Origin of the sequence: Plantactinospora sp. CA-294935, assembly GCF_050936445.1 — a bacterium.
Taxonomy (GTDB): Bacteria; Actinomycetota; Actinomycetes; order Mycobacteriales; family Micromonosporaceae; genus Plantactinospora.
The window spans coordinates 858,430-871,908 of record NZ_JBNJMU010000001.1 but is presented as its reverse complement, the minus strand read 5'-3'; the positions used below and the strand labels follow the sequence as shown (position 1 = coordinate 871,908).

Genomic DNA, 13,479 nt, shown 5'->3' with positions numbered 1-13,479 from the left:
GACGCCGATCCGACCTGCGGGAACGAAACCAGGAGGAATTCCTATGCGACCCAGGCTCGCGGTGGCCGCGACGAGCGCCGCGCTCGTGCTCGCGACCAGTGCGCTGGCCGCCTGCTCGGAGAACACCGGCGAGAACGGTGACTCCGACAACGGCGGCGGCAAGCAGTTCACCAGCTCGATCGCGACCGACCCGAAGGACTCCCAGGGGCCGGCCGCCGAGGTGCCCGGGGCACAGTCCGGCGGCGTGCTGAAGGTGATCCAGGAGGCCGACTTCGAGCACCTGGACCCGCAGCGGAGCTACACCTTCGCCGCCATGTCGATCCAGCAGATGTTCGTGCGTACCCTGACCGTCTTCAAGGACGACGGCAAGGGGAAAGTGCTGCTCGTCGGCGACCTCGCCACCGATGCCGGCAAGGACGTCAACTCCGACTGCAAGACCTGGGAATACACCCTCAAGGACGGGGTGAAGTTCGAGGACGGTACGCCGATCAAGGCCGCCGACGTGGCGTACGGGATCGCCCGCTCCTTCGAGGAGAGCATCGACGGCGGGGCGACGTACATCCAGGAGTGGCTGGCCGACAGCCCGGAGTTCAACGCGACGTACAAGGGGCCGTACACCTCCGGCACCGACACCGTCCCCGGGCTGACCGTCAAGGACGACAAGACCTTGGTCTTCAACTTCGCCAAGCCGCACTGCGACCTGCCGTTCGCGCTCTCGCTGCCGACCTCGGTGCCGGTGCCGAAGGCCCAGGACACCAAGACCGAGTACGACCGCCGGGTCGTGTCCTCCGGGCCGTACAAGATCAAGGAATACGTCAAGGACACCCGGTTCGTGCTGGAGCGCAACCCGAACTGGGACCCGAAGACCGACCCGCTGCGGCACGCCTACCCGGACAACATCGAGGTGGAGATCGGGCCCGACGACGCCGCCGCCACCGAACGGGCGCTGGCTGGCCAGGGCGCCGACCAGACGGTGGTCTCCTGGGACGGGGTGCCGCAGGCACTGGTCAACCAGGTGCTCGGCAACAGTTCGCTGGGCGAGCGGGTGCTGCGCAAGCCGGGCCCGTCGGTCTGGTACCTGAGCATAAACAACGAGCGGATCAAGGACGTGAAGGTGCGCCAAGCCATCGCGTACGCGATCGACAAGCAGGGCATCCTCGCTACCCAGGGCGGTGACGCCGCCGGCAAGGTGACCCACACCCTGCTCGCCGACACCACCATCGGGCACACCGACTACCCGAACCCGTACGACGGCGGGCCGACCGGCAACCCGGAGAAGGCCAAGGAACTGCTGGGCGGGCAGACGCCCAAGCTGGTCTTCATGTCCCGGAACAGTGCCTTCGGCCAGCAGACCGCGCCGATCGTGGAGCAGAGCCTGGAGAAGGCGGGCTTCGACGTCACCGTGCAGTATGTCGACCAGCCGGCCCACAACCCGACCGCCCGGACCCGGGGCAACCCGTACGACATCTACCTGTCGAACTGGGCGGCGGACTGGCCGAGCGCGGTGTCGACCATCCCGGTGCTCTGGGACGGCCGCAAGCTCGGGCCGCAGGGCAACTCCAACGTGTCGTACTTCAACGCCGACGACGTGAACGCCGAGATCGACCGGGTAAGCAACCTGCCGGCCGGCGAGGCGGGTCCGGAGTGGGCCAAGCTCGACCAGATGATCACGGAGAAGTACGCCCCGGTCGTGCCGCTCTACCAGGTCAACAGCCTCCTGGTGACCGGGCCGAAGGTGGGCGGCCTGATCGTCTCCGACCAGTTCGGCATCCCGGTCCTCTACAACAGCCACATCAAGCCTTAGCCGGGTCCGTGCAGGGGTCCTCGCCGGTCGCGTCCGGAGAGGGCCCCTACACGTCTCGACCCACCGGGCCGACGGCGATTCCGTGGCCGGCAACGCTCGGGGACCGGGAGCGGCGGGTCAGCGCCAGCCGTACCCGGTACGGAGTGCCCGGCCGACCCGGTCGAAGCGGGCCCGGTCCAACACCGCGCCCTCCCGCCGGATGCTGTCCTCGCGCATCGTGAGGACCCGGTCGAGCCGGATCCAGCTCGGCCGGTTGTCCCGGTCCCACTCGCCGGGGCCGAGGGCGAGCCAGTGCCGCTGGCCGTCCCGGTCGCTCTTGCTGGAGAGCATCAACCCGAAGAGGGTCCGGCTGACCCGCCCGACCACCAGCACCGGGCGGTCCTTGCCCTGGCGCGGATCGTCCTCGTACGACACCCAGGTCCAGACGATCTCGCCCGGATCGGCCTGCCCGTCGAGTTCGGGCGCGTAGACCAGCTCCCGACGCTGCAACGTGGAGACCTGGCGGCGCCGCGCGAGCTGAGCGGGAATGGGGCCGGCGGTAGGAGCGGGGGCACGCCGAGTCACCCGGCTGACGGTCGCGGTCACGCCCTTCCAGAGATTCGCCACGGCGGAACCCTACCCGTCGCCGGTACCCGCTGACCGCCGGGCTCTGGGGCGGCACGTCAGCGGCCGGTCGTGGCGTTCAGGCCGGCGGTGTCCAGTTGGGGTCGCGGCCGGCGAAGCCCAACGCCCGGTCGAACGGCGGTGCGTCCGCCGGCACCGGCACCACCGGCCCGAACAGCCCGTCGCGGCCGGCGGCCTGCTCGGGCCGGGCCGCCTCGGTGGTGAACGCCAGCACCGCCTCGGTGCTGGCCGGATCGCAGTGGAACGGCTGCCCGGTCGCCTTGGCCAGATCCCAGCCGTGCAGCACCAACTCGTCCAGCGCGACCACGCCCATGACCTCGGCCGGCATCGTCACCCCGCCGGCCGTGGTCATCCCGGCCCAGGCATCCGGCTGCCGCCACGCCTCGGCCAGCTCGGTCAGCCGGGCCGGCAGGATGGTGCGCCACTGTGGATCGAGGTTGTCGGCGCTGGCCGGTGGCGGCGGTGCGGAGACGCCGGGCCCGTCTCCACCGGACTTCCGGGCGGCCCAGGTGAAGGCGAGCGACAGCCCCATCAGGTGGTCGAGCAGGGCGGCCACCGAGGTGTCCGTGCTCGGCGTCGGATCGGTGAGCTGCTCGTCGGTCACGCCGTCGGCCAGCCGGATCACCTCCTGAGCGGCAGGATCCAGGTCGAGCATCTGCGACTCCCCTCGGGGTCTCTGTGCCGGAGCACGCCCGGACCGACTCGTCGATCGACCGGGCGGGCCGGGGTGCGCGGCGGATCGGCCGAACCGGCCCGCATCCGAAGGGCCGGGCCTGTGCCAGGCCGACCCTCCGGGAGACTATCCACCGGCACCGACAATCCGGGGCTCGAACCGGCCAGCGCGCGGCGGGCGACGGCGGTGACCGGTCAGCCGATCCGCAGCACCAGGTCGCGGAGCCAGACCGACCACCGTGGACTGTCGTGTACCCGTTCCGGCACGAGGTAGCGCTCGTGGTCCACCCGGCGGATCACCTCGTCGCGTACCGGCAGCAGCACGATCTCGACGCTGAACGGGCGAATCGACCGGCCCAGCGACGCCTCGACCCGGCGTACCACCTCGGTGGTGGTCGACGTACCCGGGCCGGGCCGGCCGAACGAGTCACGTTGCCGGGCGATGTGCCAGTCACGCGCCTCCGGCCACCGTTCCGCGACCACCCGGCGCAGTGCCGGCCACGGCGCCAGGCCGAGCGGGTCCGGAGTGTCGTCGGCGGGCTCCAGGTCGGCGCGCGGCTGCGGACGCTGTCCCGCCGGGTCGACCAGCGAGAGCCACCAGCCGAGCCATTCCGCGCCGGGGACGAAGCCGAGCGGGCTGGCCGGCGCCGGAAGCTCGTCGAGATCCAGCGGGCCGGGCACCAACCGGTGTGCCGGCACCTCGATGCGCTCGCTCGCCCGGATCCACAAGGCGCAGTCGACCAGGTAGTCCCACCTGCGGATGCCGATCCGCCAGGAGAGCGGGCCTCGCAGTTCCACCGGCGTCTCCTCCCGTCAGCGGCGCCACTGACCAGGGTAGTGAGCCGAACGGGGGATAGGCGGAGGCAAATGGGTGGATGGCCGGTCGGCCGATAGGTGGGAGGCGGTGCCGGATCACTTCTCGGGGTCGTACCCCAGGTTGGGGCGGAGCCAGCGCTCGATCTCGGCGACCGGCAGGCCCCGCCGGGCCGCGTACTCCTCGACCTGGTCCCGCCCGAGCCGGCCGACGGTGAAGTACCGCGACGACGGGTGCGCGAAGAGCAGGCCGCTGACGCTGGCGGCCGGGGTCATCGCGTACGACTCGGTCAGGCCCATCCCGAGCGCCTCGGCGTCGAGCAGGTCGAACAGCTCCCGCTTCAGGCTGTGGTCGGGGCTGGCCGGGTAGCCGAGGGCGGGACGGATCCCCCGGAACCGCTCGGCGTGCAGATCCTCGATCGCCGGGTCGGCGTCCGGCTCGTACCAGTCCCGCCGGGCCCGCAGGTGCAGGTATTCCGCGAACGCCTCGGCGAGCCGGTCGGCCAGCGCCTTGACCATGATCGCCCGGTAGTCGTCGTGCCGTGCCTCGAAGCCGGCGGCCAGCTCCTCGGCGCCGTGGATCGTCACCGCGAAGCCGCCGAGGTGGTCACCGGCCGGGGCGAGATAGTCGGCGAGGCAGCGGTTCGGCCGGCCGGCCGGCTTGGTGGTCTGCTGGCGCAGCATCGGGAAGCGGGCCCCGGCGTCACCGGTCAGCACGATGTCGTCCCCGTCGGCGTGCGCCGGCCAGAAGCCGTACGACCCGACGGCGGTCAGCGAGCCGTCCGCGATGATCTGGTCGAGCAGGGTGTTGGCGTCGTCGTAGAGCTCCCGGGCCACCGGCTGGTCGAGGATCGCCGGGAACTTCCCCTTCAACTCCCAGGCGAGGAAGAGGAACTGCCAGTCGATCATCTCGCGCAGTGCGGTCAGCTCGGGCCGGACGATGCGTACGCCGGTGAAGGCCGGCACCGGCAGCTCGTCGAAGCCGACCTGTTCGCGGTTGTCCCGGGCCTGGGCGAGGGTGAGCAGCGGTACCCGCTCCCGCCCCTCGTGCTGCTCGCGCAGGCGCTGCTGCTCGGCCCGGTTGCGCACGTCCAGTTCGGCGGCCCGTTCCGGGTTCAGCAGGTCGGAGACGACCCCGACCACCCGGGACGCGTCGAGCACGTGCACGGTGCTGCCGTCGTACGCCGGGGCGATCCGGACCGCGGTGTGCTGCCGCGAGGTGGTCGCCCCGCCGATCAGCAGCGGCAGGTTCATGCCCCGCCGCCGCATCTCGGTGGCGACCGCGACCATCTCGTCCAGGGACGGGGTGATCAGCCCGGAGAGCCCGATCGCGTCGGCGCCCTCGGCGATCGCGGTGTCCAGGATCTTGGCGGCCGGCACCATCACGCCGAGGTCGACCACGTCGTAGTTGTTGCAGCCCAGCACCACGCCGACGATGTTCTTGCCGATGTCGTGCACGTCGCCCTTGACCGTCGCCAGCACCACCTTGCCCTGGCCACGGTTGCCCTCGAGCCGGCCCTCCGCCCGGGCCTGCTCCTTCTCCGCCTCCATGTACGGCTCCAGGTAGGCGACCGAGCGCTTCATCACCCGGGCGCTCTTGACCACCTGGGGCAGGAACATCTTGCCGGAGCCGAAGAGGTCGCCGACGACCTTCATGCCGTCCATCAGCGGCCCCTCGATCACGTCGAGCGGGCGATCGGCCTGCTTACGCGCCTCCTCGGTGTCGGCCTCGATGAAGTCGACGATGCCGTGCACGAGCGCGTAGGACAGGCGCTCGGAGACCGGCGTCTCCCGCCAGGCGAGGTCGACGGTGCGCCGGGTGCCGGAGCCGCTGACCGTGGAGGCGAAGCTGACCAGCCGGTCGGTGGCGTCCGGTCGCCGGTCGAAAAGCACGTCCTCGACGAGTTCCAGCAGCTCGGCGGGGATGTCCTGATAGACGGCGAGCTGGCCCGCGTTGACGATGCCCATGTCCAGCCCGGCGCGTACGGCGTGCAGCAGGAACGCCGAGTGCATCGCCTCGCGTACGACGTCGTTGCCGCGGAACGAGAACGACAGGTTGGAGATGCCGCCGCTGGTCCTGGCACCCGGACAGCGCTCCTTGATCTGCGGGAGCGCGTCGATGAAGGCCTTCGCGTACCCGTTGTGCTCGCTGATACCGGTCGCCACGGCCAGTACGTTCGGGTCGAAGACGATGTCGGAGGGCGCGAACCCGGCCCGCTGGGTGAGCAGGTCGTACGCCCGGGCGCAGATCGACACCTTGCGTTCGGCGGTGTCCGCCTGGCCGAGTTCGTCGAAGGCCATCACCACCACCCCGGCGCCGTAGTCGCGGATCCGCCGGGCCTGCTCCAGGAACGCCTCCTCACCCTCCTTGAGGCTGATCGAGTTGACGATCCCCTTGCCCTGTACGCACTTCAGCCCGGCCTCCAGCACGCTCCACCGCGAGCTGTCGATCATGATCGGGATCCGGGCGACCTCGGGCTCGGTGGCGATCAGGTTGAGGAAGGTGGTCATCGCCCGCTCACTGTCGAGCAGGTCGGCGTCCATGTTCACGTCGAGGATGTTGGCGCCGCCGCGTACCTGCTCCAGCGCCACGTCGACGGCGGCCTGGTAGTCGTCGGCCTCGATCAGCCGGCGGAACCGGGCCGAGCCGGTGACGTTGGTCCGCTCGCCGATCATCACGAAGCCGGTGTCGGCGCCGATGGCGAACGGCTCCAGCCCGCTGAACCGGGTGGCGCTCGGCACCGCCGGCACCGGCCGGGGCGGTTGGCCGGCGACGGCCTCGGCGATCCGGGCGATGTGCTCGGGGCCGGTGCCGCAGCAGCCGCCGACGATGTTGACCATGCCGGCGTCGGCGAACTCGCGGAGCAGCCGGCCGGTCTCCTCGGGCTGCTGGTCGTAGCCGCCGAACGCGTTCGGCAGCCCGGCGTTGGGGTGGCAGGCGACGTAGGTGTCGGCCAGCCGGGCCAGGTCGGCGACGTGCGGGCGCATCTCGGCGGCGCCGAGCGAGCAGTTCACCCCGACCGCCAGCGGCTCGGCGTGCGCGATCGAACTCCAGAACGCCTCGACGGTCTGCCCGGAGAGGGTCCGGCCGCTCAGGTCGACGATGGTCACCGAGATCCACAGCGGCAGGTCCGGCGCGACCTCCCGGGCGGCGGCGATCGCGGCCTTCGCGTTCAGCGTGTCGAAGATCGTCTCGATCAGCAGGATGTCGACGCCGCCGTCAGCCAGCGCCCGGATCTGCTCCGCGTACGCCTCCCGGACCGTGTCGAAGGAGACCGTCCGGAAGGCCGGGTCGTCGACCCGGGGCGAGAGCGAGAGCGTCACGTTCAGCGGCCCGACCGAGCCGGCGACGAACTTGCCGCCCGCCTCGTCGGCCGCCTGCCGGGCGAGTTGGGCGCCGCGCAGGTTCATCTCCGGGACCAGCGCCTGAAGGCCGTAGTCGGCCTGCGCGATGCTCGTCGCGGTGAAGGTGTTCGTCGAGGTGATGTCCGCGCCGGCCGCCAAGTAGCGCCGGTGTACGTCGAGGATGACGTCCGGCCGGGTCAGGTTGAGCAGGTCCGGGTCGCCGGTCACGTCGTGCGAGTGGTCGGTCAGCAGGTCGCCCCGGTAGTCGGCGGGGGTGAGCCCGGCGCCCTGGAGCATCGTGCCCCAGGCACCGTCCAGCACCACGATCCGCTCGGCGAGCAGTTCCCGCAGTGCTAGGGTGCGCGCCGCCCGCGTGCCGGTGCCGCTCGAAGCCGTACCCGTACCCATTGGCCACCTCCGTCGTGGAACGGAGGCGCCCTTGGAGAAGATCAATCCTCGGGTCGAGCGTGGCGGGCGTCACCGCCCGTTGCAGCGCCTCTCGACCCGGGGATCGAGACTACCGGAAAGGACCCGACGAGGCCGAAAGCTTCGCGCAGTGTGGGACGGCGGCCACCTGGTGCTCTGCACCCGCTCCTGGTCCAGCGCCCGCGAGGACCGAACGGAACTGCTCCGGGAGGGGCGGTACGGGTCACGGGTCGCCGGTGAGGCGGTCCGCGCGGTCGTTCAGGTAGCGCTGCTGGGCCAGCCCGGTCGCCCGGCGGGCCGCCGTCCGGTACGCCTCGCGGGCCGCGGCCCGGTCTCCGGCCAGCTCCAGCAGGTGTGCCCGGACCGCGTACATCCGGTGGTCGTCGGCGATCCGGTCGTCGGCGGCGAGCCGGTCCAGCAGGTCGAGCCCGGCACGCGGCCCGGAGGCCATCGCCACCGCCACGGCGTGGTTGAGCGCCACCACCGGATTGGCGGCGATCCGCAGCAGCACCTCGTAGAGCGCGACGATCTGCGGCCAGTCGGTCGCCTCGGCACTGGCCGCCTCGTCGTGCAGGGCCGCGATCGCCGCCTGCACCTGGTACGCCCCGGTCGGCCCGTTCGGCAGCGCCGCGCTGACCAGGGCCACCCCCTCGGCGATCTGCCCGGCGTCCCACCGGCTCCGGTCCTGCTCCGCCATCGGGATCAGAGCGCCGTCCGGACCGGTACGCGCCGGCCGCCGGGCGTCGGTGAGCAGCATCAGCGCCAGCAGCCCGGTCACCTCGGCGTCGTCGGGCAGCATCCGGTGCAGCATCCGGGCCAGCCGGATCGCCTCGGCGGAGAGCTCGGTGCGGTAGAGGGTCGGGCCGGAGGTGGTGACGTACCCCTCGTTGAAGATCAGGTAGAGCGCGTGCAGCACCGCGTCGAGCCGCCCGGCGCGCTCGGCCGCCGGCGGCATCCCGAACGGGATGCCGCTGTCCCTGATCCGCTGCTTGGCCCGGCTGATCCGCCGGGTCATGGTCGACTCCGGCACCAGGAACGCCCGGGCGATCTCCGTGGTGCTCAGGCCGCCGACCGCGCGCAGGGTCAGCGCGATCTGCGAGGCCGGCGAGAGCGCGGGATGGCAGCAGAGGAAGAGGAGTACCAGCGTGTCGTCGGAGTCCGACGGCGCCCGGTCGGCGGCCGGCGCCAGCCACTGCTCGGGGAGTGCCCAGCGTGCGACCCTGTCCTCCCGACGCTGCCGGGCCTGCTCGGCGCGGAGCAGGTCGGTGAGCCGGCGGGCCGCGACGGTGATCAGCCAGGCCCGGGGATTCTCCGGTACGCCCTCGCCCGGCCACTGCGTGGCGGCGGCCAGCAGCGCCTCCTGCACCGCGTCCTCGGCGGTGTCGAAGTGCCCGTACCGGCGGACCAGCGCGCCGAGGACCTGCGGCGCCAGGTGACGCAGCAGGTCCTCGACGTCGTTTACCGGCACGCTGGCGACAGCCCTACAGATCCTCGATGCCCTCGGCGATCGGCCGGATGTCGACGTACCACTCGTTGGTCAGGGTCGCGTCCTCCGGGTGCGGCGTCTTCGCCAGCTTCGCCGCGATCTCGGTCGCCCGGTCGAAGCTGGCGCACTCCACGATCGTGTAGCCGGCCAGCACCTCCTGGGTCTCCGGGTACGGCCCGTCGGTCACCACCGGCACCCCGTCGCGCAGTGAGATCCGCCGGGTGTGCACCGGTGCGGTCAGCCCCCGGGCGTCGACGAACTCGCCCGATTCCACCAGGTCGTTGTTCCAGGCCGCCATGAACTCGTGCAACGCCGCCATGTCCTCCGGCGACCAGGCCGGGGAGCCGTCGCTGTCCTTGCCCGCCATCGCGTCGTAGTCGCGCTGGGACCCGCTCATCATGATCATGTATTTCACGGTGACTCCCTCTCCGGTCGGCACCGCCTTCGGTGCCTGCTCGCTGGAGACGTCGGGGCCGGCGGACGGTTCCGGACATCCGCCCGGGCGGGTTTTCGCTACGCCGGTCCGCCGCTCTGCGGGCCGTCCCAGGACCAGCGGGGGACCGGCAACCCCGGCCGCCCGGCGGCCCGTACTCGAACTCCCTCGTCCACGGCCCACCGCGTGCTGGCGGCAGCGCCGGTGGTGCACGGCGGCAACCGGGAGGAAGGCTGGCTCGCCGCCGGCGTACTCGTAGCTCGAGGGCCGGGTCATGGGCGGATTCTCGCACCTCAGCCCGCCGGAACACCGCCCTCGGCAGCTACCGGAACACCGTTCTCGGCAGCTACAGGTGCTGCCGGAGGAAGTGGAGTTCGAGGGCGAGCAGTCGCTCGGAGGTGCCACCGGCGGCCATGTGGGTGGCGCCGGTCAACGGGATCACCGAGTGCGGGCGGCCCGCGGCCAGCAGCGCGGCGGAGAGCCGCAGGGTGTGCGCGGCCACCACGTTGTCGTCGGCCAGCCCGTGCACCAGCAGGATCGGCCGGACCTCGTCGGGGGTGCGTACCGGCTCGGCGGCGAGTTCCAGCAGCGAGTGGTGGGCGTACACCTCGGGGCTGTCGGCCGGTGTCCCGAGATAGCGCTCGGTGTAGGCGGTGTCGTACAGGGTCCAGTCGGTGACCGGTGCGCCGGCGATGGCGCATCGGAACAGGTCGGGCCGGCGCAGTACCGCCAGCGCGGCCAGCCAGCCCCCGAACGACCAGCCCCGGATCGCCACCCGGCCCAGGTCCAGGTCGGGGTGCTTGCCGGCCAGCGCGGTCAGCGCGTCCGCCTGGTCGGCCAGGATCACGTCGGCCAGCCGCCGGTGCACCACCTTCTCGAACGACGGCGCCACCCCGGGGGTACCCCGGTTGTCGATGGTGACCACGGCGTAACCGGCGTCGGCCCACCACTGCCGCTCCAGCCACGCCGACCGGGCGGCCACCACCTCCTGGTGGCCGGGGCCGCCGTAGACGTCGAGCAGCACCGGCAGCCGGCGGCCGGCGACGTGGTTGCCGGGATAGACCACCGCGGCCGGCAGCCGGCGGTCGGTGACCCGTTCCAGCGCGGGCCGGGGCGCGTACGGCGGGGTCGCGGCGAGCGAGCGCAGCGCGCCCACCTCACGGTCGCCCTGCCACACCGTCCAGGTGCTGCCGGCCGCGTCGAGCGAGCGGGACTGCACCACGAGTACGTCGCCGCCGACCGTCCCGCTGTGCCAGCCCGGGTCGCCGGTCAACCGCCGGGCGTCGATCCCGCCGGCCCCGATCGCGGTACGCACCCGGAACAGGTGCTGCTGGCTCGGCTCGCCGTCGCTCCCCTCGACCAGCAGGTCGGGGCTGCCGTTGCGGTTCGGCAGCCAGCCGACCACCCGGCGGACGTAGAGGGACGGCGGGGTGAGCAGGGTGCCGTCGGCGAAGAGGCAGCGGGCGTCGTACCCGTCGTGCGCGAGTTCGCCGCCGACGAGTACCCGGCCGTCGGGGAGGTGCCGGGGGGTGCCGGCGACCGGGTCGACCCAGCGCGGGTCGGCGAGTTCGGCGTGCACCTGCGTCTCGCCGGTACGCGGGTCCACCGCCAGCACCAGGCCGTGCTGCTGCAACCGGCGCAGTACGGTGATCAGCGGCCCGGTCTCGGCCCACTCCACGGAGACCAGGTAGGGATAGGTCTCCCGGTCCCAGTGCACGTCGACCCAGCCGCCGTCCAGGTCGAGCAGGTGCAGGCTCACCTCGGCGTTCGGCCCGCCGGAGCGCGGGTACGCCACCGAGCGTGGCGGGCTGGCCGGGGCACCGGGGTCGTGCAGGTGCCAGCGCGGCAGCCGGGACTCGTCGACCCGGGCGGCGAGGATGGACCGCCCGTCCGGCGCCCACCAGTACCCCCGGAACCGGTCGAACTCCTCGGCCGCGACGAACTCGGCCAGCCCCCAGGTGACTCCGGCGTCCTCGCCGGCCAGCAGGGTGTCGGTGCCGTCGGAGTCGACCACCCGCAACTGCCCGACCCGGCCACCGTCCCCCGCGGCGTCGGTGACGTAGGCCAGCCGCTGGCCGGTCGGATCGGGTCGGGGGTCGACCACCGGGCCGGAGACGGCGACCTCGACCACGTCGCCGTGCACCAGATCGGCCCGGAACAGCCGGCCGTCGAGGGTGAAGACCGCGACCCGGGCGGCCGGGTCGGTGGCGTACGAGGCGATGCCGGAGGCGCTCAGCCGGAGCCGTTCGCGCAGTGCCCGCTCGGTCGAGTTCGGCGCGCCGGCCAGGTCGGTGCCGACGGCCGGCCCGGCAGCGCCGGCACCGTCCGGATGGGCACCGGCGGCGGCCGCCGCCAGGTGGGTGGGGTCGGCGACCGGCCCGACCCCGGTCGGGTCCGTGTCGGCCGCCGGGTCGGCGAGCAGGTCGGCGGGGTCGGCGACCAGCCGTTCGGTGCCGTCGGCGACGTCCAGCATCCAGAGCGCGTCGACCGGGTCGGTGGGGCCGCCGGAGCGGAGGAAGACCACCCGCGAGCCGTCGCTCGCCACCGTCACGGCGCGCGGCGCACCGCGGCTGAACCGGCGGGTACGGGCGGCCAACTCCGGGTAGTCCACATCGTGATCGTAGAGCCGGGCGGTCGGCGATGTGGCGGAGCCGGCCATCGCCGCCCGGTCGGGTACCGGTAGCGGGGTGCTCACTCTGCGGAGGCGGCGACTAACTCCCTGAGTAGGGTGAACCGGCCCGGCCGCGTAGAGTTGCCCGGGTGACGAACCCGAACGAGGTGGCCGCTCCGGCCGACTCGCCCGAGCCGTTCGGCGCCGCCGATCCGGCCCGGCCGGCCCGGCGGTTGCTGCTGGTGCACGCGCATCCCGACGACGAGGCGATCGGCACCGGCGCCACGATGGCGTACTACGCGGCGGCCGGCGCCGGGGTCACCCTGGTCACCTGCACCCTCGGCGAGGAGGGCGAGATCCACGTACCGGCGCTGGCCGGGTTGGCCGCCACCGAGGCCGACCAGCTCGGCGGGTACCGGATCACCGAGCTGGCCGCCGCGTGTGCCGCGCTCGGCGTACGGGACCACCGGTTCCTCGGCGGCGCCGGGCGGTACCGCGACTCGGGCATGATGGGGCTGCCCACCAACGACCACCCACGGGCCTTCTGGCGGGCCGATCTCGACGAGGCGGCCGGCCACCTGGTCGAGATCATCCGCGAGGTGCGCCCGCAGGTGATGATCACTTACGACCCGAACGGCTTCTACGGGCACCCCGACCACATCCAGGCGCACCGGGTGGCGATGCGGGCGGCCGAACTCGCCACCGCCGAGGGCTTCGGACCAGACAAGATCTACTGGACGGCGATGCCGAGGAGCGTGCTGGAGGCCGGTCTGCTCGCCTTCGCCGACGCCGCCGACAACCCGTTCGCCGGCACCGAGCAGGTCGACGACCTCCCGTTCGGTACCCCGGACGAGCAGATCGCGGCCCGGATCGACGGCACCGACCAGCACGCCGCGAAGGAGGCGGCGATGCGGGCGCACGCCACGCAGATTCCGGACAACTCGTGGCTCTACTCGATCGCCAGCAACTTCGGCGGCGAGTTCATGGGGGTGGAGTACTACACCCTGGCCGTCGGCTCCCGGGGCCCGGGCTTCGGCCCGTACGGCTGGGAGGGCGACCTCTTCGCCGGGCTGGCGGTGGCGGAGGCGACCGCGCCGGTCCCGGCCGGCGATGTCCGGCCCGCTTCGACCGCCGTGGTCCCGACGCCCCCGACCGGTACGCCGGCGCAGGCGGGCGCGCGGTGAGCCTGCCGAGCCCGTCCGTGTCCACCCCGCCGGAGCTGGAGCCCGTCGCCCCGCCGCCCGCCGAGCCGTCGGCGGCGCACC

General features: G+C 72.7%; 8 protein-coding genes, 2 pseudogenes and 1 riboswitch. Of the genes and pseudogenes, 2 read left to right on the top strand and 8 right to left on the bottom strand.

The window, feature by feature from the left end; genetic code table 11:
• Positions 1–43 precede the first annotated feature (43 nt).
• Positions 44–1,804, top strand: a complete 1,761-nt coding sequence (locus tag ACQEVC_RS03890; RefSeq protein ID WP_432873411.1) for an ABC transporter substrate-binding protein — start codon at positions 44–46, stop codon at positions 1,802–1,804.
• Positions 1,805–1,921: 117 nt separating this feature from the next.
• Here ACQEVC_RS03890 and ACQEVC_RS03885 read toward each other — a convergent pair whose 3' ends face one another.
• From ACQEVC_RS03885 to ACQEVC_RS03850, 8 genes and pseudogenes are all read right to left on the bottom strand, one after another.
• Positions 1,922–2,410, bottom strand: a complete 489-nt coding sequence (locus ACQEVC_RS03885) for a type II toxin-antitoxin system PemK/MazF family toxin (protein WP_432873408.1) — start codon at positions 2,408–2,410, stop codon at positions 1,922–1,924.
• Positions 2,411–2,486: 76 nt separating this feature from the next.
• Positions 2,487–3,083 carry a TIGR03086 family metal-binding protein gene (locus tag ACQEVC_RS03880; protein ID WP_432873405.1) on the bottom strand — a complete coding sequence of 199 codons (597 nt, stop codon included), beginning with the start codon at positions 3,081–3,083 and terminating at the stop codon, positions 2,487–2,489.
• 212 nt (positions 3,084–3,295) lie between these two features.
• Positions 3,296–3,898: a hypothetical protein gene (locus tag ACQEVC_RS03875; RefSeq protein WP_432873403.1), complete on the bottom strand. Its 603-nt coding sequence runs from the start codon at positions 3,896–3,898 to the stop codon at positions 3,296–3,298.
• A gap of 114 nt (positions 3,899–4,012) precedes the next feature.
• Positions 4,013–7,666, bottom strand: a complete 3,654-nt coding sequence (gene metH, locus ACQEVC_RS03870; protein ID WP_432873401.1) for a methionine synthase — start codon at positions 7,664–7,666, stop codon at positions 4,013–4,015.
• Between the two features lie 16 nt (positions 7,667–7,682).
• Positions 7,683–7,765: riboswitch (S-adenosyl-L-homocysteine riboswitch) on the bottom strand.
• Positions 7,766–7,907: 142 nt separating this feature from the next.
• Positions 7,908–9,152 (bottom strand): RNA polymerase sigma factor, encoded by a 1,245-nt coding sequence (locus ACQEVC_RS03865; RefSeq protein WP_432873399.1) that lies wholly within the window; start codon positions 9,150–9,152, stop codon positions 7,908–7,910.
• Positions 9,153–9,165: 13 nt separating this feature from the next.
• Positions 9,166–9,576 (bottom strand): YciI family protein, encoded by a 411-nt coding sequence (locus ACQEVC_RS03860; protein WP_432891014.1) that lies wholly within the window; start codon positions 9,574–9,576, stop codon positions 9,166–9,168.
• 373 nt (positions 9,577–9,949) lie between these two features.
• A pseudogene (locus ACQEVC_RS03855) lies at positions 9,950–11,869 on the bottom strand (prolyl oligopeptidase family serine peptidase); the annotation flags it as partial.
• A 123-nt stretch (positions 11,870–11,992) separates the two neighbouring features.
• Positions 11,993–12,214: pseudogene (locus ACQEVC_RS03850) on the bottom strand (peptidase S9); the annotation flags it as partial.
• Between the two features lie 167 nt (positions 12,215–12,381).
• Between ACQEVC_RS03850 and mshB the strand changes: the two are divergent.
• Positions 12,382–13,398: an N-acetyl-1-D-myo-inositol-2-amino-2-deoxy-alpha-D-glucopyranoside deacetylase gene (gene mshB, locus ACQEVC_RS03845; RefSeq protein WP_432891012.1), complete on the top strand. Its 1,017-nt coding sequence runs from the start codon at positions 12,382–12,384 to the stop codon at positions 13,396–13,398.
• Positions 13,399–13,479 lie beyond the last annotated feature (81 nt).